The sequence below is a fragment of the Streptomyces sp. NPDC003032 genome, assembly GCF_053591415.1.
On record NZ_JBSFTT010000049.1, the window covers coordinates 13409 to 34910 of the forward strand.

Annotated in this window: 34 protein-coding genes and 1 pseudogene; all 35 read right to left on the reverse strand. The window is 70.3% G+C overall.

Annotated features, from left to right (window positions below):
* Positions 1-3: 3 nt before the first annotated feature.
* Entirely contained in the window at positions 4-741 is a 738-nt protein-coding gene (locus ACWDZ7_RS37775) for a hypothetical protein (RefSeq protein ID WP_451803280.1), read from the reverse strand.
* Complete coding sequence (locus tag ACWDZ7_RS37780) at positions 741-1190, reverse strand: hypothetical protein (protein ID WP_451803281.1); 450 nt, start codon at positions 1188-1190, stop codon at positions 741-743. The genes ACWDZ7_RS37775 and ACWDZ7_RS37780 overlap by 1 nt, the downstream gene beginning before the upstream one ends.
* 8 nt (positions 1191-1198) lie before the next feature.
* On the reverse strand, positions 1199-1795 hold the full coding sequence (locus tag ACWDZ7_RS37785) for a phage gp6-like head-tail connector protein (RefSeq protein ID WP_451803282.1): 597 nt from the start codon (positions 1793-1795) through the stop codon (positions 1199-1201).
* Positions 1796-1801: 6 nt separating this feature from the next.
* A complete protein-coding gene (locus ACWDZ7_RS37790; protein ID WP_451803283.1) occupies positions 1802-2038 on the reverse strand; it encodes a hypothetical protein in 237 nt (78 codons plus the stop codon).
* 10 nt (positions 2039-2048) lie between these two features.
* Positions 2049-2435 (reverse strand): hypothetical protein, encoded by a 387-nt coding sequence (locus ACWDZ7_RS37795; RefSeq protein ID WP_451803284.1) that lies wholly within the window; start codon positions 2433-2435, stop codon positions 2049-2051.
* Between the two features lie 71 nt (positions 2436-2506).
* Positions 2507-3934, reverse strand: a complete 1428-nt coding sequence (locus ACWDZ7_RS37800; protein WP_451803285.1) for a phage major capsid protein — start codon at positions 3932-3934, stop codon at positions 2507-2509.
* 126 nt (positions 3935-4060) lie between these two features.
* On the reverse strand, positions 4061-4864 hold the full coding sequence (locus ACWDZ7_RS37805; RefSeq protein WP_451803286.1) for an HK97 family phage prohead protease: 804 nt from the start codon (positions 4862-4864) through the stop codon (positions 4061-4063).
* Positions 4861-6039 (reverse strand): phage portal protein, encoded by a 1179-nt coding sequence (locus tag ACWDZ7_RS37810; RefSeq protein ID WP_451803287.1) that lies wholly within the window; start codon positions 6037-6039, stop codon positions 4861-4863. The genes ACWDZ7_RS37805 and ACWDZ7_RS37810 overlap by 4 nt, the downstream gene beginning before the upstream one ends.
* Positions 6036-6209, reverse strand: coding sequence for a hypothetical protein (locus ACWDZ7_RS37815; protein ID WP_451803288.1), 174 nt, complete (start codon positions 6207-6209; stop codon positions 6036-6038). Before ACWDZ7_RS37815 ends, ACWDZ7_RS37810 begins: the two co-directional genes overlap by 4 nt.
* Before the next feature lie 13 nt (positions 6210-6222).
* A complete protein-coding gene (locus tag ACWDZ7_RS37820; protein WP_451803289.1) occupies positions 6223-7782 on the reverse strand; it encodes a terminase large subunit domain-containing protein in 1560 nt (519 codons plus the stop codon).
* Positions 7745-8020: a hypothetical protein gene (locus ACWDZ7_RS37825; RefSeq protein ID WP_451803290.1), complete on the reverse strand. Its 276-nt coding sequence runs from the start codon at positions 8018-8020 to the stop codon at positions 7745-7747. The genes ACWDZ7_RS37820 and ACWDZ7_RS37825 overlap by 38 nt, the downstream gene beginning before the upstream one ends.
* Before the next feature lie 115 nt (positions 8021-8135).
* Positions 8136-8426: an HNH endonuclease gene (locus tag ACWDZ7_RS37830; RefSeq protein ID WP_451803291.1), complete on the reverse strand. Its 291-nt coding sequence runs from the start codon at positions 8424-8426 to the stop codon at positions 8136-8138.
* Between the two features lie 11 nt (positions 8427-8437).
* A complete protein-coding gene (locus ACWDZ7_RS37835; RefSeq protein WP_451803292.1) occupies positions 8438-8806 on the reverse strand; it encodes a hypothetical protein in 369 nt (122 codons plus the stop codon).
* 187 nt (positions 8807-8993) lie between these two features.
* Complete coding sequence (locus ACWDZ7_RS37840) at positions 8994-9194, reverse strand: helix-turn-helix domain-containing protein (RefSeq protein ID WP_451803293.1); 201 nt, start codon at positions 9192-9194, stop codon at positions 8994-8996.
* Between the two features lie 23 nt (positions 9195-9217).
* Positions 9218-9490, reverse strand: coding sequence for a hypothetical protein (locus tag ACWDZ7_RS37845; RefSeq protein WP_451803294.1), 273 nt, complete (start codon positions 9488-9490; stop codon positions 9218-9220).
* Positions 9491-9535: 45 nt separating this feature from the next.
* Positions 9536-9982, reverse strand: coding sequence for a protein kilB (locus ACWDZ7_RS37850; RefSeq protein ID WP_451803295.1), 447 nt, complete (start codon positions 9980-9982; stop codon positions 9536-9538).
* 188 nt (positions 9983-10170) lie between these two features.
* The gene (locus ACWDZ7_RS37855; RefSeq protein WP_451803296.1) at positions 10171-12276 is read right to left on the reverse strand and encodes an FtsK/SpoIIIE domain-containing protein; all 2106 of its coding nucleotides are present in this window, start codon (positions 12274-12276) and stop codon (positions 10171-10173) included.
* Positions 12277-12368: 92 nt separating this feature from the next.
* A complete protein-coding gene (locus tag ACWDZ7_RS37860; RefSeq protein ID WP_451803297.1) occupies positions 12369-12518 on the reverse strand; it encodes a hypothetical protein in 150 nt (49 codons plus the stop codon).
* A 1-nt stretch (position 12519) separates the two neighbouring features.
* A complete protein-coding gene (locus ACWDZ7_RS37865) occupies positions 12520-12744 on the reverse strand; it encodes a hypothetical protein (RefSeq protein WP_451803298.1) in 225 nt (74 codons plus the stop codon).
* A 26-nt stretch (positions 12745-12770) separates the two neighbouring features.
* Positions 12771-12923 (reverse strand): annotated as a pseudogene (locus ACWDZ7_RS37870) (pRL2-8).
* Positions 12923-13078: a hypothetical protein gene (locus ACWDZ7_RS37875; protein WP_451803299.1), complete on the reverse strand. Its 156-nt coding sequence runs from the start codon at positions 13076-13078 to the stop codon at positions 12923-12925. The pseudogene ACWDZ7_RS37870 and the gene ACWDZ7_RS37875 overlap by 1 nt, the downstream one beginning before the upstream one ends.
* A gap of 110 nt (positions 13079-13188) precedes the next feature.
* Complete coding sequence (locus ACWDZ7_RS37880; RefSeq protein ID WP_451803300.1) at positions 13189-13527, reverse strand: hypothetical protein; 339 nt, start codon at positions 13525-13527, stop codon at positions 13189-13191.
* Positions 13524-13688, reverse strand: a complete 165-nt coding sequence (locus tag ACWDZ7_RS37885) for a hypothetical protein (RefSeq protein WP_451803301.1) — start codon at positions 13686-13688, stop codon at positions 13524-13526. Before ACWDZ7_RS37885 ends, ACWDZ7_RS37880 begins: the two co-directional genes overlap by 4 nt.
* Positions 13685-14785, reverse strand: a complete 1101-nt coding sequence (locus ACWDZ7_RS37890; protein WP_451803302.1) for a conjugal transfer protein — start codon at positions 14783-14785, stop codon at positions 13685-13687. The genes ACWDZ7_RS37885 and ACWDZ7_RS37890 overlap by 4 nt, the downstream gene beginning before the upstream one ends.
* Positions 14782-15120, reverse strand: coding sequence for a hypothetical protein (locus tag ACWDZ7_RS37895; protein ID WP_451803303.1), 339 nt, complete (start codon positions 15118-15120; stop codon positions 14782-14784). The genes ACWDZ7_RS37890 and ACWDZ7_RS37895 overlap by 4 nt, the downstream gene beginning before the upstream one ends.
* A gap of 101 nt (positions 15121-15221) precedes the next feature.
* Positions 15222-15488, reverse strand: a complete 267-nt coding sequence (locus ACWDZ7_RS37900; protein ID WP_451803304.1) for a hypothetical protein — start codon at positions 15486-15488, stop codon at positions 15222-15224.
* Entirely contained in the window at positions 15485-16099 is a 615-nt protein-coding gene (locus tag ACWDZ7_RS37905) for a hypothetical protein (RefSeq protein ID WP_451803305.1), read from the reverse strand. Before ACWDZ7_RS37905 ends, ACWDZ7_RS37900 begins: the two co-directional genes overlap by 4 nt.
* Positions 16096-16410: a hypothetical protein gene (locus tag ACWDZ7_RS37910; protein WP_451803306.1), complete on the reverse strand. Its 315-nt coding sequence runs from the start codon at positions 16408-16410 to the stop codon at positions 16096-16098. Before ACWDZ7_RS37910 ends, ACWDZ7_RS37905 begins: the two co-directional genes overlap by 4 nt.
* A complete protein-coding gene (locus ACWDZ7_RS37915) occupies positions 16407-16751 on the reverse strand; it encodes a hypothetical protein (protein ID WP_451803307.1) in 345 nt (114 codons plus the stop codon). Before ACWDZ7_RS37915 ends, ACWDZ7_RS37910 begins: the two co-directional genes overlap by 4 nt.
* A complete protein-coding gene (locus ACWDZ7_RS37920) occupies positions 16748-16930 on the reverse strand; it encodes a hypothetical protein (RefSeq protein WP_451803308.1) in 183 nt (60 codons plus the stop codon). The genes ACWDZ7_RS37915 and ACWDZ7_RS37920 overlap by 4 nt, the downstream gene beginning before the upstream one ends.
* On the reverse strand, positions 16927-17127 hold the full coding sequence (locus tag ACWDZ7_RS37925; RefSeq protein ID WP_451803309.1) for a hypothetical protein: 201 nt from the start codon (positions 17125-17127) through the stop codon (positions 16927-16929). Before ACWDZ7_RS37925 ends, ACWDZ7_RS37920 begins: the two co-directional genes overlap by 4 nt.
* On the reverse strand, positions 17124-17648 hold the full coding sequence (locus ACWDZ7_RS37930) for a hypothetical protein (protein ID WP_451803310.1): 525 nt from the start codon (positions 17646-17648) through the stop codon (positions 17124-17126). The genes ACWDZ7_RS37925 and ACWDZ7_RS37930 overlap by 4 nt, the downstream gene beginning before the upstream one ends.
* Positions 17645-17992 carry a hypothetical protein gene (locus tag ACWDZ7_RS37935; protein ID WP_451803311.1) on the reverse strand — a complete coding sequence of 116 codons (348 nt, stop codon included), beginning with the start codon at positions 17990-17992 and terminating at the stop codon, positions 17645-17647. Before ACWDZ7_RS37935 ends, ACWDZ7_RS37930 begins: the two co-directional genes overlap by 4 nt.
* Positions 17993-18284: 292 nt before the next feature.
* Complete coding sequence (locus tag ACWDZ7_RS37940) at positions 18285-20780, reverse strand: phage/plasmid primase, P4 family (protein ID WP_451803312.1); 2496 nt, start codon at positions 20778-20780, stop codon at positions 18285-18287.
* A gap of 104 nt (positions 20781-20884) precedes the next feature.
* Positions 20885-21502, reverse strand: coding sequence for a hypothetical protein (locus ACWDZ7_RS37945; protein ID WP_451803313.1), 618 nt, complete (start codon positions 21500-21502; stop codon positions 20885-20887).

The following is a 21502-nucleotide window of genomic DNA, read 5'->3' on the forward strand; positions in this document are numbered from 1 at the left end:
TGATCACCAGATCCCGATTGAAGAGACGAAGAGGAACGAGGGAGAGGTGCCGGTGATCGTCCATGCCACCCGCCACCAGGTATCGGTGATGGCCGTGCCGTCCGTGCGCAGGATCTGACCGCCCACCGCCGAGGCGCTGGAGAACGTCAGCCGCGTCGTCGGCGAGGAGAACCCGGTCGCGTCGTCGGACTCGATGCGGCCGGTGATGCCCGGCGTCCCGGTCCCGGCCACCGACAGCACGTGCAGCGAGGCGTACAGCCGCTTGCCCGCCGCCACGGCCCCCACGTTCAGCGAGGCGCCGGTTCCCGTCGCGGTGCGCGCCGTGCCGGGCGGATGGGCGAACTGCCCGCGCACCAGCGGCCAGCTGCTCTTGGCGGTGCCGGTCCAGGGGGCGACCTCGCCGACCGCCTCACCGAGCTTGTAGTCGGCGCGCAGGGCGTTGGTGAAGTAGGACAGGCCCCCCACCGACGCGCCAGCGGGGCCGATCGACCAGGGGCCCAGGCCGCCCAGGGACGCCCACGAGTGGTCATCGACCTTGCCGGGGTCGCCGGCCTCCCACTGCCCCTCGCCGGAGAGCTCGGCCGAGGCGAGGCCGCCGAGGATCTCTTTCCAGCCCTGGGAGGCGTAGTTGGTGGTCTCCTTGTCCTCGACCTCGGCGGAGATCTCCACCTTGTTGGAGTGGCCGGTCAGGTCGGCGCCGCCGGTGAACAGCCGCACGTCGGTGAGCACGAACTTGGGCATCAGGTGCTCCCGTCTCCGATGACCTTCAGGGCCAGCTCGGCGCCGAGGAAGGTGGTGTCGTGGTGCGTGTACCAGCGGTAGGCCTGCACGCGCATGAGGTGCAGGTCGTCGGCAAGGCCCCCCAGGGCCAGCACGCCGGGGGCGCCGCGGGCCGCCTCGATGGCCACCTTCAAGGACGCCGGGCCGGAGCCGGACAGCATGGCGTCCAGGACCCGCTGGGCGGCCCGGTCATCGGCGCGGCCCACCAGGACCCGGCAGGTGAAGTTCAGCTCGTCGGTGCCGCGGCCGAACGTCTTGTCGTAGGTGACCTCCACCTCGGCGACGAAGAAGCACGGGGCGACGACGGAGTCCGGCACATAGCCGGTGCACGTCAGCTTCCCCACACCGGCGGGCAGGACGACCGCGCGCGCAGCGGCGGCGACGGCGTCCCGGATCAGGGAGATCTGCACGGTGCCCCCTATCCGAAGCCGGGAAGGATGAACGGCTCGATGAGGCCCCACACGTCCGGGTCACGGCGCGAGAGCCGCACCACGCCCCAGTCCGCCGAGCCGGTGATGCCCTCGGGGCTGTCCTTGCGCTTGTACAGGCGGGCGGCCTGGATAAGCGCGGCCTCGGCGATGTCATCCGGCACGCCGGGCCAGCCGAACCGCGCCGTGATCCGCACGCGGCCGGCGGCCGTGCCCCACGTCCCGTTCACGCGCAGCAGGCCCGTGATCGGCCTGCCGTCCAGCAGAGCGTTGTCGGGGCTGGCCTCGTAGCCGGTGACGGGCGTGTAGGAGGCGCCCGCGCCGGTCTCCACCAGCAGGCCGGTGGCGTTGCCGATGTCGTCGACCAGGAAGAGGTCGCCGTCGAGCTCGCGCACCACACGGCCGCGCGGGTTGAACGTGCGGGCCACCGGGGCCGGGTCAATCCAAAAACGGCGGCCGCACGCCCGGTCGATCCCCCGGGAGGCGGCGGCCAGCGCCGAGTTCAGCAGACCGTTACGGCTGTCATCGGCGGCCTCGATGCCCAGCTTCTCCTTCAGCGCGGGCAGCTCGCCGTACTCGTTGGCCACCTCCCCTCACGCCCCCGCGGGCGGGGGCGCGGTCTTCTTCTCGGCCGTCTTCTTCGTGGGCGGCCTGCCCTGGACGGCGCTCTGCTGCGGGGTGGCGGTGCGCCCCTGCGGCTCCTCCGCCTCGGGGGTGTGGCCGTAGTGCGCCAGCTGCTCGTCGACCTGGCGCACGCGGTCTGTCTTGCCCTGGGTCTTGTAGGTGTCGCGCTCGCGCAACAGCGCGGCGATCATGTTGTCGCTGGCCATCGGGGCTCCCTCAAAAGACGGTCAGATCAGCTGTGTTCGTGACGTTGGTGTTGGCGGAGTACGTCAGCCGCACAAAGCGCCACGGCTGGTTCGGCCGCAGGATCTTCAGCGTGGTGCCTGCGGTGGTGAGCGCGAACGTGGCGGTGGCCCAGGTGTCCGGGGCGGCCGGGTCCGCGTAGGAGAGGGCGGACCAGGTCACGCCGTCGGCGCTGCCCTCGATCGCGTAGGTGCACGTTGGTGTCGCGCCGACCGCCGTGGTGATGGCCAGCAGCGTGGGCCGCTCAACGGCCGCGCCGCGATCGACGATGTGTGTCGAGACGCCGTTGCCGGTTTGCGCCTGGGAAAGGCGTGCTGCGTTCGGCAGCCGGTCGCCGCCGAGGGCCTGAAGTGTCGCCATGTGGACCTCCGTCCCTGGTGCCGTGGTGGGGCGCGCGGCCCGGGGGGTGGGCCGGACCGCGCGAGGGTCGGTCAGAACGCCGGCGTGGCCATGCCGGTACCGCTGACCTTCTGCATGCCGTTCGAGTACCGGCCGAAGGTGTAGGCGTAGTACGAGTAGGCGACGAGCAGGACGCCCAGGTTGGCGGCCTTGGCCTGCTCCGCCCGGATGAACATGGGCGCGTTGGCGTCCTCCCACAGGTGGCATTCGGCCTGCGGCACGACATACAGCTCATCCTCGTTCGTGCCGGCGCCCAGACCGGTGGGGATGTTGTTGTCGACGATGACCTCCAGGCCACACGGCAGGACGCCGCGCGGGCCGGAGGCATAGGAACTGCTGGCGTCGGCCTTGCCGCTCGCCTGCACCGGAATGTTCGACCAGTTGATCATCGGCCAGACCGACGCCATCTGGCTGGAGAGCCAGTACCAGCGGCGCGAGTGCATGACGGCGTGCGTCGGGCGGCCCATGGCCAGCAGGTTCGCCTCGACGCCCGCGGCCGCGCCCAGGATCTTCGGGTACAGCTCGGCGCCGGACGGGGTGGCGTCGGTGTAGGCGGTGGCCTGCGCGACGGCCGACAGACCGGTGGTCGCCTGGTTGATGAGGGTCGAGTCCAGGACGGTGGCGACCCGGTTGAACAGGTCCTGCATCGTGACGTCCTCGATGCCGGTGCCGCGGTCGATCGCCTGCCTGGAAACGGTCTGCTGGCCAGCTGCGGTCTGCACCGGCACGGTCAGCAGGGTGTCGTCCATGTTCGTCTCGGACACCGCGTCGTTCTCGGCTGCCTGGTTAGCGGCCGAAGACGACGTGGTGATCCGGGAGATGTTCACCGACATCCCGGCTTCGGGCAGCGGGTGCCGGTTGCAGGCGTCCGCGAAGGGACGCAGGTTCGCCGTGGCCGGGGCATACATGTCGGTCAGGTACTGCGGCACCGTCAGGCCTGAGAAGGCCGACGTGCCGACCGCGCGCTGGAGGTACTCGGCGCGCTCGACCCGCTCCTCGCGCATGTGCTGGGCGAGCCGGTGGGAGGCCTCGACGTCCTGGTAGAGGAACTGCCGTGAGACGTCCATTAGGAAGCTCTTGCCGAACGGGTCCTGGTCCTTGCGGTACGTGCGCTCTTCCTGGCCGACACGGGCGACCTGGTCGTAGGACGGCTTGCGGGCCTGGGTGGCCGTGGCGCGGGACTCCTTCTGCTTGGCCTCCCGCTCCATCTCCTCAGTCTTGATCTTGTTGGCGTTGGCCAGCTTCGTTTCGATGCCGCCGATGTCGCCGCGGGCCTGGTCGCGCGCGGCGAACAGCTCGGTGACCCGCTGGTCCTCTTCGCCGGTGAGGGCGGCGCGGCCGTCCTGCTGTGCTTTGTCGAGGATCAGCTGGACCTCGGCGCCGCACTTCTTCAGCCGCTTCTGGGCGGCCTCCAGCTCGACCTCGATGCTGGCGATCAGGTCGTCGATGGTTCCGGGCATGAGTGCCTCCGTACAGGTGTCAGGTGGGTGCAGACAGCTCGACCACGGCCCACCCGGGACATCTGCCGGGCGGCACAGGGCTCGCCTCCGGGCATCTGCCGGAGAGCGCGCTGTGTCTGGGGTTACTCAGTCCTCGTCGGCTTCGACGAGAAGCTTCGTGCGGAGCATGGAGATAGACCGCCCCGGGGCGGCCGGGGCCACCGCGCGTGCGGGCGCCGGCATCTGCGGCGCCAGGTTGTGCGGGGCGGCCAGGTCGGAGCGCTGTGCAAGACGGCTGTACGCCTCGCGGGCGAGCAGCGCGGGCAGGTTGGGGATCAGGTCGAGGAACTCGCCGGAGCGCGCCGCGATGGAGGTGTGCGGATTGGCGCCGTAGGTGACGGGGCCGACGTCGCCGCGCTCCAGGTCGAACCGCTGGATGCGGTACTCCGTGTAGTCCGGGGACCACTGACCTGAGGTGATGCGGAACATGAACGACTGCTCGCGCACGTCGGCGTCCTCGATGGCCTGCACGAGCAGCTGTACATCGGCCCGCTTGGGGTTGAGAAAGGCGCGCTGGCCCAGACCGGAGCCATCTGCCCACAGCTCCAGCCGCCCGTTGCGGGTGCTCGCCATGGGCGTGCCCGCGTGGTTGAAGCGGAACACCACCTCGGGGTCGGCGGCCAGCGTCTCGTCAGCTGCCCCCGCTGAGACGATCTCGGTGTAGGGCCCGAACATGTCCCACATCTCGTAGCCCTGCTCGAACGCCGAGGCGTAGCCCTCGACTTCGTACCAGTCCATGTCGTCGCGCGTGATCTTTTTCGCGCGCAGCTGCGAGGTGAACCGGATCTCCGGTGTCTCGGGCCGGTCGCGGGGAAGGGCCATCGCAGTGGAGCCCGCCGCGCCGGCGCGGGCCTGGGCAGCCTGCTGCCGCAGGATCGCCAAGTCGGTCATGAGGGTGCTCCTCCTGCTTGCGGGGTCGCGGTGGTGGGCGTCGGCTGGGTGCCCTTGCCGAAAAGCCGGTCGAACTCGGCGAGCTGGGCTTCGGTGAACGGCGGCCGGTCATCGAGCGCGCGGGCCTCGGACGGCGCCAGGGTGCGGGCATCGATCTGCGTCTTCATCACGGCGGCCCGGGTCTGCGGGTCCATCCGCAGCAGCGCGTCCGTGTTCAGCTTCACGAACCGCGGCCGGGGCGAGAGGCGGCTCAGCGCATCCTCGCGGCGCTTGACGGCCGGGCCCAGGGACATGACCAGGAACTGCAGGTTGCGCTGGGTCATGTTGGCGTAGGTCACCGAACTGCCAGACACTGCCGCGTCGATCAGGTCGGAGGGGCAGTCGAAGAACCGGGCGATGTCCCCGATACCGAACTGCTTCGCCGCGATCCAGTCGGCGCCCGCCTGCTCGGCCTGGATCATGTCGTAGTCCCAGTCCATCCCGGTGACGAACAAATCCCGGTTGGCGACAGCGGCCTTGAACCGCTGCTTCGTCGCCTCGGCGACGTCCGGACTGATCGTCTTCGCGGTGTTCTTCAAGTGAGCAGAAGGGACAGCACCATTGGAGAACCAGTCGAGGGCGAACTGCTGAATGGACAGGAACTCGCTGATGGACCACGCCGCATACGCCACCGGGGACAAGCCGACCGGCAGCCCGGCCACGGTGTACTGCTTCTCGTGCCAGACCTCATGCGGCTCGTAGAGGGTGCCCGCGATCCGGTACTTCCTCTTGCCCTTGCGCATCTGCACGGTGACGTCGCCGATCGGCGCCAGCTCGATACGGGCGGGAAGGCCGAGGCCGTCGCGCGCGGTGATGAGCCCCACGGTGTTCCCGGCCCGGTCGAGGTCGAACTGAGAGCTGTACAGCCACTCGGGCATCTCGACCTCATCCCCGCCAGGGGTGAGGAGCACGGCGGGCTTGGGCACCTCGACCTGGATGCCCTCGACCCTGCGGTACAGGTCCACGGGCATGGTCGAGATGAGATTGGCGCGCAGCCGCAGACAGGCCCATACGGCGCTGTGCCGCAGCGCTGTCTCATTCGTGACGACCGCGATACCGCCGCCCGTGCCGGGCCGGGCCGGGACCATCTGCTCGGCGCTCTGTCCCGCGTGATCGCGGCGCCGGAAAAGGCTCACGTCCTGCCCTTCCTGCCGGTGCTCGCAGCCAGCCAGGACCCGGCCAGCACCACGGCGCCGCTGACGGCGAGCGCAGCCCACCCCAGCCACCTGTACACGCCCGCGCCCGCGCCGGCCGCCACGAGCAGCAGGCCTGCGGTGTCGAGCGCGGTCGTCATCCGCTCGCGCACTACGCCCCCTCCTTCAGTAGATCGAATCGAGTGGGTCGTAGTCGTCGATGACATGCGGGCCCCGGATGAGCAGAGCCCAGCGGGCGAAGGTGGCCGCACACAGCGGGCTGATCTCGGTCAGCGAGTTGGTGCGGTCCAGCGTCCACGCATCGCCGTTGCGGCGCGTGCGGGCGCCGTTCACCGCGGCGGTCAGCGGGACTTGATCGATGTGCCGGGCAGTGCCCTGGTTCATCGCGTCGGCCATCTGCCCGCACGCCTCGACCACGTCCCCGTTCCGCATGACGATCAGGTCGCCGCGCTGCGGGTGTTCCTTGTCCTTGGGCACGTCGATGCCCGCGGCCACCAGATCGTCGATGAGCGAACCGGCCGGGGCGCCCGATGAGGCGACCGCGACGACCACGGGGTCCCACAGCTTGTGGAGCTTGACCATGGCGGGCACCACCCAGTCCGTGCCGGGGCGCCGTGCCACGACCTCCATGTGGACCTTGCCGTCCGCCCGCAGCGAGGCCGCCGCGATGGACGCCTGCGTCCGGTCCTGTGACACGTCGATGGCGAACGCCACATCCCGGCCCGGCCTGCTCTTCGCGTCGACCAAGCCGGGCCACTGCTTCTTCGGCACGTTCGGGTCGGTCGGCGGCGTCGGCTTCCGCGTGCGGTTCAGATACGCCCGGTCGAACTCCGCCGGGTCCATCTTCTCCAGCTCGGCCGCGATGATGGCCTCGGTCACCGTATGGCCCAGAGCGGGCAGCGTGGCCCGCCACGTCGCAGGGTCCGCGCGGTCCATGTCCTCCGGGGCATACCACTCGAAGTACGCCGCGCGCGGCCGGACCGCCGCAGCGTCCGCGGCCAGGGCGGCGAACAACGCCTCGATCAGCGCGCGCCCCATCTTCCGCTTCTTGTTCAGCCACACCGACTTGGTGGTGCCCCCCGCCGAGGCCCACCACAGCTGAGCCTTGGCCCGGGTCAGCATGGCCGGGCTGAACGCCTGCTCCAGCCGGTCGTCCTCATGGGCGAACGCCTCGTCGATGAACCCCAGATCCAGCGGCGGGCCGTGGCCGGCCTTCTCCGTGTTCGCCGTGATGCCCATGCGCGAGCGGGTCGAGGGCCACAGGATCGCCTCGTTGCCGTTGCTCTTGCGGATCCGCGCCCGCTTCGCCAGATCCGATCCGGAGATCTTCTCCCAGAACTCGTCTTCCCACCGCTGCCTCGCCATGCCCCGCGTCTGGGCGGCGTAGACGATGTTCTGCCGCTGCCAGGCCAGCGAGCGGTGCACCTGCGCGCCCAGGCACAGCTCGGTCTTGCCCTGCTGCCGGGAGACGGACAGGCCGACCTCGCGGTGCGCGAACAGGCCCGTCGCCGGGTCGATCTCCAGGGCGACGTCCGACACGTACTTCTGCCACGGCATCGGCGGAGCGCCGAGCTTGGCCATCACCTTCCACAGCTTCGGCCCCAGCGACGGCCGGTCCGGATGCCGCGGCGTCCCCCAGCGCGGCGGGCACGTCAGCCCGTACCGCTCGTACAGATCCTCGGCGAACTCAGTCGGGGGAGCCCAGGTCTCCGAGGTCGTCGTCATCGTCAGCGGCCCGCCCCTCCAACAGCTGGGCGAGCGTCTGACGGAGCTCGCGGGTCAACTGCGGAAGCAGCTTGTCGTCCTGGGCAACCGGCTCCCCGCACGTCTCACACTCACCGGTGGCCGCAGCGTCGATCCGGCCGGCCAGCGTGTACGCCAGCTCGGACAGGGACGGCTCGACACCGACCAAGTCGCCGAGCTGCTCGACATCGCTGCGCACGGCTTCCTCGACGGGCCCCATGTCGCCCCCCTTCGGCAAGATCACTCGCGGCTCAACGGCCCGGGGAGAGAAAAATAAAAGCTGGGCGCGGGGTTGCGATATGTCCGTTTCTAAAGAATCTTTGGGTTGTCCCAGGTCAGGGGCCTGCGAACCAGTCCACTGAGGTGGTCAGTTGCTGTACCTCTGCGAGTGGGCGGGCACCCTTCTCGTTGTTGCACTTGCGCAGGCAGACGGGGCAACCGTTCACGCCGTGGATGGGGGCGAGGTTGTCGGGGTCGACCTTGGCCCCGCCCTTGGATACGGGGTGGATGTGGTCGACGGCATCGGCGGCGCTGTGGCCGCAGAGGATGCACACGTCGGATTCGGCGAGGACGCGGGCACGCACCTGCCGGTACTCGTAGCTGGTGAGCTCTGCGCGCCCAGCCATGCCGCCTCCCGTCAGAAGCAGTTGATCGCCAGGTGAGGCCAACTGTCGGGCTGAGCCTGGCGGTCGCTGTGGGTGCGGTAGGCGGCGGCGTCCTTGTACCAGCGGGCTCGGCAGACGTACCGCTTGGCGGTCTTGCTGTGCATGACCTTGATGAAGTACAGGTCGGGGCCGTCGATGTCGCGGGCGAAGTCACGGATTGCGGCTCGGGCCTGATTGGCGTTTGCGCCCGGGGTGATCAGATCCGCGCTGGCGATGGAAGCGCTCGATGCCTTTTGCGTGACGCTGTAGTCGGGGCGGCGGGGGCGCTCATCGTTGGCCGTTGCCCCGCACCCGGCGGTGAGTAACAGGCAGGCTGCCGTGGCGAGCAGGCGTGAGTGCATGGTCCCCCCTGGGTGTTTGCGTCAAGGGGCAGCATGCGTCGTACGGGAAAGCGGTGAAGGCAAAGTGATGAGGCCGTGACGCAACGAAGTCCCGACCGATTGGATGGTCGGGACTTCGTCATGCGTCTGTGGTGCCGTGTGTGGGCACAGTTGTACGCGGAAAGCGTGACAGGTCGCTGACCTGCGGTCAAGCAGCTTGGGCTGCGGAGCGTTCAGCGGCGAGCGCGGTCACGGCTTCGACGGTGTACCAGGGCTGGCCCACGGTCCCGCCAGCGCGGGCGAGCTGCCCGCGCTGGACGAGCTTGCGGACGCCTCCGAGGCTGATGCCGAGCAGGCGGGCGACCTGGTGGGCGGTGAGGTGGCCGGGCCGGATGATTTGCGACTCCATGCCCCCATGATGCCGCGACCTGGTCAGGTGGTGAGGTCTCGTGGCGCCTTGCCAGCCTCGTAGGCGGGGAGGTCGGGGCGTAGGCGGTGCAGGTCCTCTGTCTTGTATTCCAGGCGGGTGGTGGAGATGGCGACGAAGCGGGCGCCGCACGGCCGGTCGCGCGGGTCGGGGGTGCTCCATCCGGACGCGATTCGGTCGTGGTGGGTGGCTTGGGTGAAGGCGCCGTGGCGGCACTTGCTGCACGTTGTGGTGTACCTGTCGACGAGCAGGACGGCGGTTCGGGCGGTCGTGGCCATTCGGGCATCCTCTCGCAGGGGTGCGGGGTTCGGTGTGTGGTTCGGTCAGTTGAGCCGGATGGCTTCCACGAGGGCTTCAGCGGCGGTGAGGGCGTGGGCCCGTCGGGCGATCAGGGTCTGCCGGTCCGGGGCGGCGCGAAGCGCGTAGGTGGCCTCTGCTGCTGCCCGCGCCAGTTCCCGGGCCGTGGGGACGAGGACCTCCACGGCGACGAGGGGCGCACTGATGGCTGCTCGGGTGGAGTGGCTTTCGGCCCGGAGCGCGGCGTACTCCTCCTGGGTGGCTCCGGTGAGCCGGGCGTCTTCCCGTACCCACATGGCGCGACGGTGGGCGTCGAGCGCGGTGGCAAGTTCACGCAGCGCGTCCAGGACGGCAAGGCGGTGCTCGGCGGCGTCCTGGCGCCGGGCGGCGGTGCGGGTGACGCGGTTCTGGAGAAGGGTGGCGATGACGGAGGCGGACAGGGTGCCGAGGACGGCGATCAGGGTGGACCACATAGGGCGTTCTCCGATCTTGTTGGTGTCGGCTGGCAGTTGTCGCCATAGGAGCGATTGCGGACGGTTATGAGCTTCTGGAGGGAGGGCCTGAAACCCGAAACTGTGCAGCTCAGTGTCGGTATCGGGGGTGAAACCGGTTTCGGATCAAGGTGAAACCAGGGCCTTGATCCGAAACCGGCTTGAGGGCCCTACTCGCCGTCCTCGACGCCCGGAAGATCGGCCCAGCGGAGCCCCTTGGCACCGCCGCAGCACTCGCGGATGGTGAGCTGCTTGGTGGCCACCTTGAACGGCTTCAGGGCCGTGCTGAGCGCCGTGGAGGCTGCGGCGGCGTCCATGTCCGTCCACGGCTTGTACAGGTCGGGCCGGAGGCGGGCGAGGGCCTCGACCAGGCGGTGAGAGTGCACGGCTTCAATGCCGTCGGGCCAGATGGCGCGCACGTGGTCGACGACCGTTTCGACGTCGACCTCGATGACCTGGGCACCGATGGCCTGCCCGGTGAGGGTGCCGGCGGCGGTGCGCAGGGCGAGGGCGCGCTTGCCGATGTCTTCGGCTTCGGTCTGCTTGATGAACGCCGCCCGCACGGTGATGCCTTCGCGGCCGCGGGCGAGGATGCCGGTGCCCTGCTCGTCGATGCTGATGTCGGTGGCGCGCAGGCCGCGGTCGTAGGCGCCGGTGCCCAGCACGTTGTTGTTGGCCCGCCAGTCCATGACGGCCAGGCACAGGCGGGTGCCGACCGACGAGGACACCGACGAGGGCAGGGACGGCGCGTCCGGGTTCTGGGTGAGCAGGATGAGGATGATGCCGTAGGCGCGGCCCTTCTTGATGAGGCGGGTGGCGAGGGTGGCCGCCTCGTCCTTGTACTCGGCGTGGGTGAAGAGTTCCTGTACCTCGTCGATGACGATGACGCGGGGGCCGAGGTCCTGGCCGGGGTACTTCTCGGCGAGTGCCCGGGTGACCTTGCGGCCTTCGGGGACCTCGCTGGCGGGCAGGGACTTGATGAATTTGGCGCGCCGCTGGTACTCGGCGATCCCCGAGCGCATTCCGGCGAGAGCGGCCTCCAGGTCCTCGTCCTCGTCGCCGGAGACGTAGCGGTGACAGATCGGCTTGACGGAGTCGAGGTCTCCGGAGCCCTTGAGTTCGTAGATCCACAGTTCGGCGGTGGGGTCGAGGGCGACACCCAGGACGATGGCCAGCGCGCAGGACGTCTTGCCGGAGCCGGGGATGCCGCCGACGAGCAGGTTGGAGTACATGAGGGTGATCTCGATGAGGTTGCCGCGGGGGTCGAAGCCGTAGGGCAGCGGCTCGTACACGTCGGCCTGGCCGGACTTCATGAGGGGCCACAGCTTGCGGCCGGCCTTGGCGGGGTCGCGCTGGGCGACCCACAGGACGAGGCGGCCGGGGTGGGCGGTGCGGTCGGCTTCGGGCCACACGGTGGAGATGGGGCGGCGCATCGCGGCGGCGAGGGCGGCCCGCTTCTCCAGGACGGCGGTGGCCTCGATGCCGGGGGGCAGGTCGACTTCGGCGCGCCAGCCGGGGCCGTCCCGCATCACCTCGGAGGCGAATTCGACGCCCTTGCGGCCCTTCTTGCCTTCGATGCCGATGGCGGCGAGGGCGTCGAACACCTCGGTGGAGTCGAGCTTGCGCAGCACGTTGGTGGCGACGTAGCGGGTGATGAGGGGCTTGTCGTTCTTCTTGCCCGCCAGGCCTGCGAGGGCGGCCGCGGTGATGCAGGCGGTGAGGGTCCAGCCGGGTACGAGGAAGCTGCTGATGAGGGTGGTGATGCCGGTGGCGGTCGCGATGGCGATGGAGGCAATACGCCGGGGCCGGACGCGGCGGGAGTGCTCGCGGGACAGGGCGAGCCAGGCTTCAATGTTGGCGCTGGCTGCGGCCTTGGCCTCGACCGGGCGGGCTTCGGTGTCGGCGACCCACTTGCCCCAGCGGGTGATGAGGCGGCCGGTGCCGCGCGGTGCGCGCAGGAGGAGCCTGGTGAAGTAGACGGGCGTGCGCAGGGCGTGGAAGGCAAGGACGTGCCCGTAGTAGGAGGCGGTCCAGCGGGTGGCGTCGATGAACTGGGCGGCGGTGCGCAGGAAGGTGGGGAAGATGGGCGGGGCCTCGGCGAGGTAGGCCTGCTTCTCGGCGATCCAGTCGCCTGCTGCCGGGGTGGTGTCGGGGGTGTCGACGGGGCGGGGCTCGGCGTTGGCGACGACGTCGATGATGGTCTCGGTAAGCGTTGACGCGGGGTCCGGGAAGTCGGGGGGCGGGTCCTTGTGGAGCTGTACGACGTTGTCGGCCATGCTGGTGATCTCCTGGTCTGCATGCTCGTTGCGGCTGGGGGCACGGGGCGGCCGGCGGTTCCTAGGCCGGTGACGGCCGCCCCGTGGCGTAGCTACTTGTTGTTCTCGCGCTTGGCGGTGCGCTCTTCGAGCTTCTTCAGGGCCCGCAGCTGTTTGGCGGTGTACTGGCCGCCGCGCAGGGCGGCGACGGTGCTGATGCCGTAGATGCGGGCGAGTTCGTAGGCGCTGGGCTTGTGGGCCACGTCAGTTCTCCTCACCGGTGTCGGCGGGGGTGGCCTGGGCGATGGCGGCGTAGGTGCGGGCGATGTCGGCGTACAGGGTGCCGACCGCTGTGATGCCGGGCACCTGGTGCCGCTCGGAGGAGGCGTAATGGTTCTTGTCCTCGGCGTGCTCGGCGAGGCGAGCGGCTTTGCCGGCGTACCGGCAGGCCCGGTACAGGGCGTCTTCGCGGATGTTCTTGGCGTCCATGGGGGTCCTTTCCTGGTGGAGGGTGGTCATTTGCGGTTGAAGCCGGGGCAGCCGTTGACCATGTGGTCCACGCACTGCGGGCAGTCCTCGCGCGGCCCCAGGCGGCGGTGGATGCTTTTGTCGTAGGCGTGCTGTCAGCACTGCGGGCACTCGCCCGGGGGTGTCGGCTTGGGGGCCATCAGCGTCGCTCCTGCTTCTCGGCTTTCTCGGCGGCGACGACCCGGTCGTGGGATGCCAGGTACTCGTCGCTGTTGGGGTCCGTGTCCTTGTTGTTGAACTCGGCGTTGTGCTCGCGCTGCTCCGGCGAGCCGAGAATTTTGTCGATGAGGCCCATGACGGGCTCCTCTCGGGTGTGTGGGCCGGGCTGTCCGGCCCCACCGCACCCCCGCTTGATCGCTTTACGGGCGCCCACAAAGTGATCAAGGTGGGGGACGGAAGGGCAGGTCAGCGGCCCTTCTGGGCGTCGCGCCAGATGGAGCGCAGCATCAGGAAGCAGCCGGTGGCGCAGGTCGCGCCGATTGCGACGGCAGTCATGGCGACGGCGAATGCCAGGGCGAGGGCGCAGGCCACGCACCCGCCGACACAGGCGAGGCCGCCGATCGTCAGCCACTTCTTGGCGTCGAACTGCTGCTGCGGCGTGTGCTGGCAGCCTTGGTGCTGCGTCTGCTGCTGAGCGGTCTTGGCCAGCTCGACCGCGGCGAGCGCCAGTTGCACGGCCACGGTGTCGGTCTGCGCCTCGGTGACTGCGGCCTCTGCCTTGCCCAGCGGGGTGAGCTCGTTCATGCCGCCCACCCCTTGATGCGGCGGCTGATGCGCGGCCAGAGGATGACGCCGGCCGCGAAGGCGAGCACGGCGGGCTGCGCGACGAGGACGGCCACGACGGACAGGAGCGTGGGGAAGGCGACGAGGAGCGCGAGGAGCGCCCCGAACAGGAAGCGCATCATGCGTATCCGCCCTCCATCGGCGTGGCCGGGGGTTCCGGCTGCGGCTTCTTCGCGGCCCTGGAGAGGGCGGCGCGGATGTACGGCTCGTCAACCAGGAGCCGCCGGTTGCGTTCCAAGTGTTCGGCGATCTGCTTGGCCTTGGCATCGGGGCCGAGGATGGATGCGGCCTCGATGACGGCGCCCTGCAGGTTCACCGGTTCCAGGGCACTGACCTGCTGATGCGCAGCCGCATCAGGTCGATGCACTTCGTACTCGGGTGGCCGCTGGCCGAGGATCAGCGCGACCTGGATGGGGTCGACGGCGAGCCCGTAGGTGAGGAGCAGCTGGGAGAGGTCGTTGGGCGGCATATCCGGTTGCGCATCATGTGCGATGAGCACCGCATCCACCGGGTCCATCGCGGCGAACTTGCGCCGCAGGACGGCCTGCGCCGACCGGTCGCGGCCGAGTGACGGCTTCTCACTCTGGCGCCCGTACATGCTGCTGAGGGCGGTGTCGGCGCCGTTGCGGATGCGGATGCGCTGCACGTCGACGAGCTCGGCGCCGAGCTGCGCGTCGCCGCGGCCCACCTTCTTGGCCAGCGTCCAGCTCTCGCGGAGCGCTTCGTCGCGCGTCTTCTCGTCGGGGTGGTGCTGGGCGACAGCTTGCTTGTAGGCGATCTGCTGGACGGCGTCGGCGTTGCGGCGCATCTGCTCGGCGTCCACACCGGTGCGGTAAATGTTGACGCGGCGGGCGATCAGGCCGAGGCCTTCGGCGGCGCCGCTCATCGCCATCGGTGTCAGCCCGTACACGATGGCCTCGCCCGTGCTCTCGGCGATCGCAACACCGGTCGCGCAGGCGCCGAGGGGGGCGAGCCACAGGCCGATACGGACCACGGTGGGGGACGGCTGGTCGAGCATCGTCAGGCACAGCATCGTCAGCGCCAGGACGAGGGCGAGGCCCTCGCCGGCGGCGACGACACCGGCCGCGGTCGCGCCGCGGTGGAACTGGGCCTGCACGTTGCTGTAGGTGCCCCATCCTCCGAACCCGCCCACGGCCAGCATGAGGACGGTGGCGACGCCCAGGACGGCGTACTGCCACGCGTTGAGGGTGCGGTTCATCGCCGCCCCCGCTTCTTGCCATCCTCATCATCGAGGGTCTGACACAGGATGAGGGCGTACTCGCCGCGGGTGATGTCCCGCTCCACGCGGGGCATGCGTGCCTGCAGCATGCGTTCCAGCTGCTCGGCGGGCTCGGAGAAGCCGCGGCAGCGGGTGGCGTACGTGCAGGCGAGCGCGAGCCGCGTCTCTTCGAGCATCCGGTCGTTGGGCCGGTGGGCGGCCAGTTTGTCGGCGACGACGCCGAGCAGCTCGGCGGCGTCGGCTCGCATGGCGGCGGCGAGGTCGTCCGGGTAGGGGTGTTCGCGCGCGGGTGGGCGCGTGGAATGATCGGTCATGCCGACTCCTGGTTAGGTCAGGATGTTCGGTAGAGGGTCGGGCGGTGCGATCGCCTCGCCGGTGTGTCAGCACCGGCGAGAGCTGCTGTCCGGCCCTCGTCCTATTTGGTTGTGTACTTCTTGATCGCGTTCGCGACGGCAGTCCAGCTGAGCTTTCGGTCCTTCGCCACGGCGTAGACGCTTCCGAGTTCCTCAGTCCCGTCCTTCAGTGCCTGGGCTCTTCGCTTTCGGGCCTTCTCCGCCTTGGTTTCGAGCTGTGTCAGCAGCTCGTCTTCCGCACGGATCCGGTCCCTCCATGAGGGCGTTTCCACCTCTCCGAGAGTATCGCACGGGGGGTTATATGCAACCCCCCGTACGATACTCGTCACGCCGCTTCCTTGGGCTGGAAATGCGCGAGAGTCAGGAGCCCCTGCCCGCCCTCGTACACGCAGCCGCACCACCGGCAGGCGAGCCGGGTCTCACCGGGCAGGCGACTGATCACGGCGCCGCACACGCCGGACTCGGTCATCGCCACGCACGTGCCGAGACGCTGCCGCCGGGGTGCCGGGTCGCCGACGATCGACCGTGCGGCACTCTCCAGGTCGCTGATCTCGCGCGCCAGGTCACCGACGGCCGGATAGTGGTCGACGATCCATTCCAGCTCCATCGCCAGCCAACGGCAGTCCGCGCCCAGCTCGGCCGCGGGCGGCGGCCCGTGGTGGGGCCACCGCTCACGCTGCACGTCCACGCGCCACAGGTGCACCACCTCGGCCGCGCGGCCCCAGTTGACCGCGTCGAGGACGTCCTCGTCGATTGGGGAGCGCGGTCCGGCCGCTCCCCGGGTGGCGACGATCTCGCCCCAGCCGGACCGGCGAGGCACCAGGCACTCGCCGACCTCCGCGTACAGCGTGGGCAGCTCGTTCAGGCGCGCGGCCAGCTGCTGCCGGTGCCTGCCGCACAGGTAGCTGCTGGCCGCGTCGCCGCACAGTTCGCAGGTCACAGTGCGCTCTGCTCCTTGGGCTCGTCGAGGGCCGCCACGGTGTCGCAGGGGTAGTCGCGAAGGAGCCCGAGACAGCGGACGCCGTTCCATCCGGAGCAGTGAGCGCAGATGACGAATCCTGCGCGATCCATGGGCCGGTGCAGGGTTCGTACGCGCTCGATGGCGGCCTCGGCGCGCTGCAGGTCGGGCACGACGAGCTGCACGTGCCGCTTGTTGCCCGCGGCGACGTGTTCGAGGGTCTCGACTCGGCGGTACAGCGCGTCCAGGGCGTCGTCGGTGATGCTGTCGGCGGTGTACCGCTTCCCCTTCATGCGGCCCGCTCCTTCCTCGCGCAGGTGGTTTCGTCGTGGTCGGCGCCTCTGGTCTCCCAGCCGCGCAGGCAGCAGGTCGCCGACAGCTCGTCCCAGCCCAGGGTGGCCTCGTCCTGGCGGGCGCGGATGCGGACGGCACGGGCGGCATGCACAGCGGCCGCGCGGCGGTCGTTGGCGGCGAGGAACTCGCGGGCGTGGGCGACCAGGAGGAGCAGGCCGGTGATGAACAGGCCGATGGCGTACCACCAGTCGTCTGACCGGGCGCTGGTGGCCGCGCAGTGACCGGTGAAGGCGGCGGCGGTGAGGTAGTGCCAGCGCAGGATGCGGGCGGACGGGGTCACAGGTACCTCCCGGCGAGAGCGACAGTGCGGATCGTGCGGGCGGGGAGGCCTTGGCCCCACAGGTCGGCGGCGAAGCGGTACGCGTGGTGCTGGCGGCGGGGGCGTAGCGTGCACTGGCAGGCGTCGGTCTCGGCGGTGGCGAGGATGAAGTGCCCGCGGCGACAGCGGCGGCGCATCATGCGGCGGCCTTCCCTTCGGCGCCGTGGGGGCAGTAGCCGACGCGGACGCGGGCCAGCAGGTGTTCGACGCCGAGGCGGCCGGCGGCACGCTCGTGGGCGCCGCAGGTACAGAGCCAGTCGGCGACGGCGGTGTGGTCGTGGCCGCGGACGGTGAGGCCGGCGGGGATGCCCTGGATGCGGGCAGGCTGGTCGCTCACGCCGCACCGCCCTCGTAGCTGTGGCCGGGGCACCAGACATCCGGCTGATCAGCCCAGGGGTGCGGCGAGTGGTAGTCGTCGTGCCCGCACTGGCGGGTGCTGGGCGTGGCGGACGGGTCGCAGAATGCGCAGTGGCACGGGCCGTCGGTGCAGTCCGGCGTCTGGCACTCCGTGACCGGGGCGGGCAGGGCTTGCTGCTCGCGGAGCAGGGTGGCGAACTGGTCGCCGCTCATGGTGACGAACCAGCGGCCGGGGTCGGTGGTGCCGCGGCGCTTGTGCCAGACGACGCCGAGGGTGGCGTGATCGTTGTCGCGCTCGAGCTCGGCTTCGCCGACCCAGGCGGGCAGTTGGTCGCGGGCGCAGTTCTTGACCTCGATGACGACGCCGGGCACACCGGCGATGTCGCCGCGGTCCTGGATACCGCCGAGGGTGCGGCGCTCGGCCTGGACGAACCCGGCCTCGCGCAGGAAGCGGACGACGGCGGTCTCGGCGGCGGTGCCCTTGGCTTTCGATCGGCTCACAGCAGGGTCTCCTGTACGGGTTGGGGCCGACAGCGGTGGTCGGCGATGACGGTGTGGGTGCAGCGGCCGGCGGCGATGTGCTCGGTGCCGCGCCAGCGGATGCGATCCCCGGTGTGCTCGCCACGGTCGAGGCACCAGGTGAGGCGTCCGTCCAGGCGGGCGAGGATTTCGGCGACCGGGTCGAGCGGGGTGGGGTCGGCGCGGACGTCTAGGGCGGCGACGCGGTCGGGGGTGCGGGCGGTGATGATGTCGGCGCCGCAGCGCGGGCAGGGACGGAGCTGCGCGTGCTCGGCGGCGGCCTGCGCGTGGTCGGCGGCGGTCGGCCTCGGCCGGCGGGCGGTCACCGCGGTTCCAAGGTGAGTGCCGTTGCGAGTGCCGTTGGAGTGCCGTTGGTTTCTGCTGTGACGGCACTGACGTGTGTGCAGGTCAGACCAGGTTTTGAAGATCGAAGTGCCGTTAGTGCCGTTGAAGGCGCATAAGAACCTCGACTCGTGTGCGCGCGTATGCGCGTGTGAGCTTGATATGGGAGTTCAACGGCACTAACGGCACTAGAACCCGTTGACCTGCGAAGACGCCCCGTCCGCAACGGCACTTCCAACGGCACTGCAACGGCACTCGCAACGGCACTCATCGCGATCACCAGGCCCTCGGCTCGTCGGTGTCGCCCTCGGCGAGCAGGCCGAGCCCGGCGTAGAAGTAGCGGCCGGACGATGGCTTGCGGGCGATGCCGCGTGCCTTCAATTCCCGGCCGAACGTGCGGGCGTCCATGGCCTGCTCGCCCTCGGAGTGGCACCACGCCTCGTAAGCGGCGCGGACGCGGCCGGTTTCGGTGCGCACGTGGGCGATGGGGCCGCGCACGCAGCAGTCTTCAAGGAAGCGGCCGATGTGGTCCTCTTCGGCCGCGTAGGCGGCAGTGGCCGTCTTCACGGAGTCCGGCTCACGCAGGCCGCGGGCGAAGTGGTCGACGGCGCCCTGGATGATCCAGGCGAGGATGCCGGGGCCCTCTTCGGCAACGAGGAGGTCGGCCAGGCCCTCGATCTCCTTGGTCTCGGGGACCTTGTACTGGAAAGGGATCAGGCGCAGGCGCCGCCAGAACGAGTCTCCGCCGGACTTCACTCGCGGCTGGTGGTTGCCCATGAGCCACAGGTGGTGGGTTGGCTCGAACTCGAAGAACGACTGATGCATGAACCGGGCGGTGAGGGTGTCGCCGCCGGTCAGTTCTTTCAGCTTTGCCTCGTCGAACCGGGCGTCAGGGTTGATCTCGGAGGCGACGACCAGGCGCAGGCCCTGCAGCCGGGCCAGTTCCTCGGAGTGCTCCTGTCGGCCAGCCATGAGGAATCCGGCCGGGGCGGGGGCGGCGTAGTCGCCGAGGAGGTGCCGCAGCACGTCCATGATTACGGACTTGCCGTTGCCGCCAGGGCCGTGCAGGAAGGGGAAGACGTGGGTGCCGGTGTCGGCAGACGCGGAGTATCCGGCGAGGCGCTGGACGAACGCGAGCATCTCGGGGTCGCCGCCGAACGTGTCGTCCAGGAACTGGCGCCAGCGTGGCGTCGGCATGAACGAGTCGGGGGCCAGGCTGGTGGATCGGGTGTGGAGCGCGGCGGGGTCGGGCGGCGCGGTGGTGCCGTCGGCCAGGGAGACGATGCCGCCGGGGGTGTTGAGGTGGCGGGGCGCGGCGTCGAGGGCGGTCATGGGGACCGACAGGCGCTGATCGGATTGGGCGAGCCCCACCATGGCGGTGATCTTGTTCCGGCTCAGGCTGCCGTTCTGGTGGCGCTTGGCAGCCTTCTGTAGGTCCTCGTCGAACACGGTCGGATCGAGGCCGCGGACGAGGGCGCGGGCGAACTCGATGGTTCGGCCAGCCTCGTCCCAGGCCCAGCGGTGGCCGTCCCAGGTGAGCCAGGCGCCGCGCTGCGGAACGTACCGGATATCACCCTGGTAGGTGTCGGCGAGCAGCAGGGCATTGCCGTCGTCAGTGAAAGTCTCGGGCCAGTTGATACCGCGGGCGTGAGCGGGCGGCTCGTTGATCTGGAGTGCGGCGGTGCCGTCGATGGGGACCGCCGGGGCGGGGACGACGGCGAGGTGCCGGGTGGGCTCGGGGCGTTGGCCGTAGCCGCGGCGGCGCAACTCCTTGGCGGCGGCACTGTGGTCGCCGCCGTGTTCGAGGAGCGCGTAGGCGCCGGGCTTGGTGTAGGGGCGTTCGGCGTCGAACTCTGTGCTGGTGGTGAAGACGTAGAGGCGGTCGCGGTCGGTGGCGTGGCCGGTGGTGGCGGATACGCCGACCGTCTTGCCGGGGCGCCGCCAGTAGGAGGTGTGGCCGTGGGTGATGAGCAGCTGCCAGCCGTGGGGCTTGAGGATGTCGGCCCATTGGGTGCGCTGCTCGAAGTCGTCGAGCGGGGACAGGCCACCCTCGGCGGGTGCGCTGCCGAAGAGGAACGCGGCCGCCTCGTCGGTCGGGGCCGCGGGAGCCGGGGGCTCCTCGGCCTGCGGTGTCTGGTCGAGCATGCGGGCGATGGTGAACAGGGCGTCGCGTTCGTCGGCGGTGATGGTGGCGATGGTGTCGGGTCCGCCGGCGAGGAGCTCCCAGGGGTGGCCGGTCTCGTGGACGGGGCCGTGGCTGGGGGCGGTGACGACGAATCCGCCTTCGCCGCGGGTCTCGATGAGGACCTGGTGGCGGGCGCCGGGCGTGGCCGCCAGCTCGGCGTCGGTGGACGGGCGGCGGGCCAGCCTGGTGTTGGCGAGGACGGGGCCGTCGGTGACGCGGTAGATGAGGTGGTAGCCGCCGGACGGGGTGCGCTCGCAGTAACCGCGCTTGATGGCGTCCCAGATGTCGCCGAGCCCGGACGCTTCGACGATCTCTCCGAAGGCTTCGTGGACCTTCTCCTCGATGGCGCGGCCTTCGAACTCCAGCATTTCCAGGCCGCCGCTGACGGCGCCGAGGATGATGCCGAGGCCGGGGTGCCCGCTGGCGAACCACGCGTGGAGGACCGATTCGTCGGCGCGCTCGGCCTGCGCCGCCTTCCACTGGCCGAGCGGTGCCTTGGTGCCGTTGGCGGCCGCGCGCACGACGCTTGCACCCGCCTTGTGCCAGGCGAGCGCTGCGGCGTGTGTGTCGTGCTGCGGCGTGCTCAACGTGCGTGCTCCTCGGTGGGAGGTGGGGGTGCGGGTGTGGCGGTGGTCCTCCCGCCGCCGCGGGAGTCGTCGCGGCGGCGGACGGCGCTGCGCGGTGGGTGGACTCAGAAGGGCACGTCAGAACTCGGCGGGCCGGGCTGTGGCGCGGGCGCGGCGGCCTGCTGGGCGAGTGCGGCGGTGGCCGGGTTCTGCTGCGCGGCCGCGTACTGCTGCGGGGTGAGGCCGGGCGGCGGCGTGGTGATCTCGCCGGTGGCCGTGTTGACCTGCTCGCCGGTCCCAAGGTGCGCGGCCGCCGCCGGGACGTATTGCGCGGCGTACTCCTTCGGGGCGTTGAACCGCGGGTTCTTCTTCTCGCCGTCGCGCACGTACTTCACGGTGAGCTGGCCGCCGACCTCCAGGCCGCGGGCGCCTGAGGCGCGGACGGCCTGCGCGACGGCGTTCTTCATCTGCCCCTTGACGTACAGGCGGCGGGTGCCGTCGTCGTCGGCTACGGCCGGGTCACGCTCGGTGGTGGCGAGGGTGACGACCATCTGCATCTGCGGCTTGCCGTCCTCCCAGAACTTCAGGTCGCCGGTGGTGTAGTCGCGCTGCTGCTCCACGGTGGGCGGGCTGGTGATCTGGCCGGTGAGGATGGCGCCGAGGGTCGGGAACTTCGCGCTGGGGACGCTGCCGCCCATGAGGAAGTCGTCGGCGGAAGGCACGGGCTGCTGGGGAGTGCTCAT

What these genes read in the sequence shown, in the direction of transcription:
- ACWDZ7_RS37775 (WP_451803280.1), bottom strand. Translation starts at nt 741, where the DNA reads ATGCCCAAGTTCGTGCTCACCGACGTGCGGCTGTTCACCGGCGGCGCC.
- ACWDZ7_RS37790 (WP_451803283.1), bottom strand. Translation starts at nt 2,038, where the DNA reads ATGGCCAGCGACAACATGATCGCCGCGCTGTTGCGCGAGCGCGACACC.
- ACWDZ7_RS37845 (WP_451803294.1), bottom strand. Translation starts at nt 9,490, where the DNA reads ATGGCCACGACCGCCCGAACCGCCGTCCTGCTCGTCGACAGGTACACC.
- ACWDZ7_RS37880 (WP_451803300.1), bottom strand. Translation starts at nt 13,527, where the DNA reads ATGAACGAGCTCACCCCGCTGGGCAAGGCAGAGGCCGCAGTCACCGAG.
- ACWDZ7_RS37840 (WP_451803293.1), bottom strand. Translation starts at nt 9,194, where the DNA reads ATGGAGTCGCAAATCATCCGGCCCGGCCACCTCACCGCCCACCAGGTC.
- ACWDZ7_RS37920 (WP_451803308.1), bottom strand. Translation starts at nt 16,930, where the DNA reads ATGATGCGCCGCCGCTGTCGCCGCGGGCACTTCATCCTCGCCACCGCC.
- ACWDZ7_RS37835 (WP_451803292.1), bottom strand. Translation starts at nt 8,806, where the DNA reads ATGCACTCACGCCTGCTCGCCACGGCAGCCTGCCTGTTACTCACCGCC.
- ACWDZ7_RS37850 (WP_451803295.1), bottom strand. Translation starts at nt 9,982, where the DNA reads ATGTGGTCCACCCTGATCGCCGTCCTCGGCACCCTGTCCGCCTCCGTC.
- ACWDZ7_RS37945 (WP_451803313.1), bottom strand. Translation starts at nt 21,502, where the DNA reads ATGAGCACTCCCCAGCAGCCCGTGCCTTCCGCCGACGACTTCCTCATG.
- ACWDZ7_RS37895 (WP_451803303.1), bottom strand. Translation starts at nt 15,120, where the DNA reads ATGACCGATCATTCCACGCGCCCACCCGCGCGCGAACACCCCTACCCG.
- ACWDZ7_RS37805 (WP_451803286.1), bottom strand. Translation starts at nt 4,864, where the DNA reads ATGACCGACTTGGCGATCCTGCGGCAGCAGGCTGCCCAGGCCCGCGCC.
- ACWDZ7_RS37890 (WP_451803302.1), bottom strand. Translation starts at nt 14,785, where the DNA reads ATGAACCGCACCCTCAACGCGTGGCAGTACGCCGTCCTGGGCGTCGCC.
- ACWDZ7_RS37795 (WP_451803284.1), bottom strand. Translation starts at nt 2,435, where the DNA reads ATGGCGACACTTCAGGCCCTCGGCGGCGACCGGCTGCCGAACGCAGCA.
- ACWDZ7_RS37820 (WP_451803289.1), bottom strand. Translation starts at nt 7,782, where the DNA reads ATGACGACGACCTCGGAGACCTGGGCTCCCCCGACTGAGTTCGCCGAG.
- ACWDZ7_RS37855 (WP_451803296.1), bottom strand. Translation starts at nt 12,276, where the DNA reads ATGGCCGACAACGTCGTACAGCTCCACAAGGACCCGCCCCCCGACTTC.
- ACWDZ7_RS37875 (WP_451803299.1), bottom strand. Translation starts at nt 13,078, where the DNA reads ATGGGCCTCATCGACAAAATTCTCGGCTCGCCGGAGCAGCGCGAGCAC.
- ACWDZ7_RS37910 (WP_451803306.1), bottom strand. Translation starts at nt 16,410, where the DNA reads ATGAAGGGGAAGCGGTACACCGCCGACAGCATCACCGACGACGCCCTG.
- ACWDZ7_RS37800 (WP_451803285.1), bottom strand. Translation starts at nt 3,934, where the DNA reads ATGCCCGGAACCATCGACGACCTGATCGCCAGCATCGAGGTCGAGCTG.
- ACWDZ7_RS37885 (WP_451803301.1), bottom strand. Translation starts at nt 13,688, where the DNA reads ATGATGCGCTTCCTGTTCGGGGCGCTCCTCGCGCTCCTCGTCGCCTTC.
- ACWDZ7_RS37865 (WP_451803298.1), bottom strand. Translation starts at nt 12,744, where the DNA reads ATGGACGCCAAGAACATCCGCGAAGACGCCCTGTACCGGGCCTGCCGG.
- ACWDZ7_RS37825 (WP_451803290.1), bottom strand. Translation starts at nt 8,020, where the DNA reads ATGGGGCCCGTCGAGGAAGCCGTGCGCAGCGATGTCGAGCAGCTCGGC.
- ACWDZ7_RS37830 (WP_451803291.1), bottom strand. Translation starts at nt 8,426, where the DNA reads ATGGCTGGGCGCGCAGAGCTCACCAGCTACGAGTACCGGCAGGTGCGT.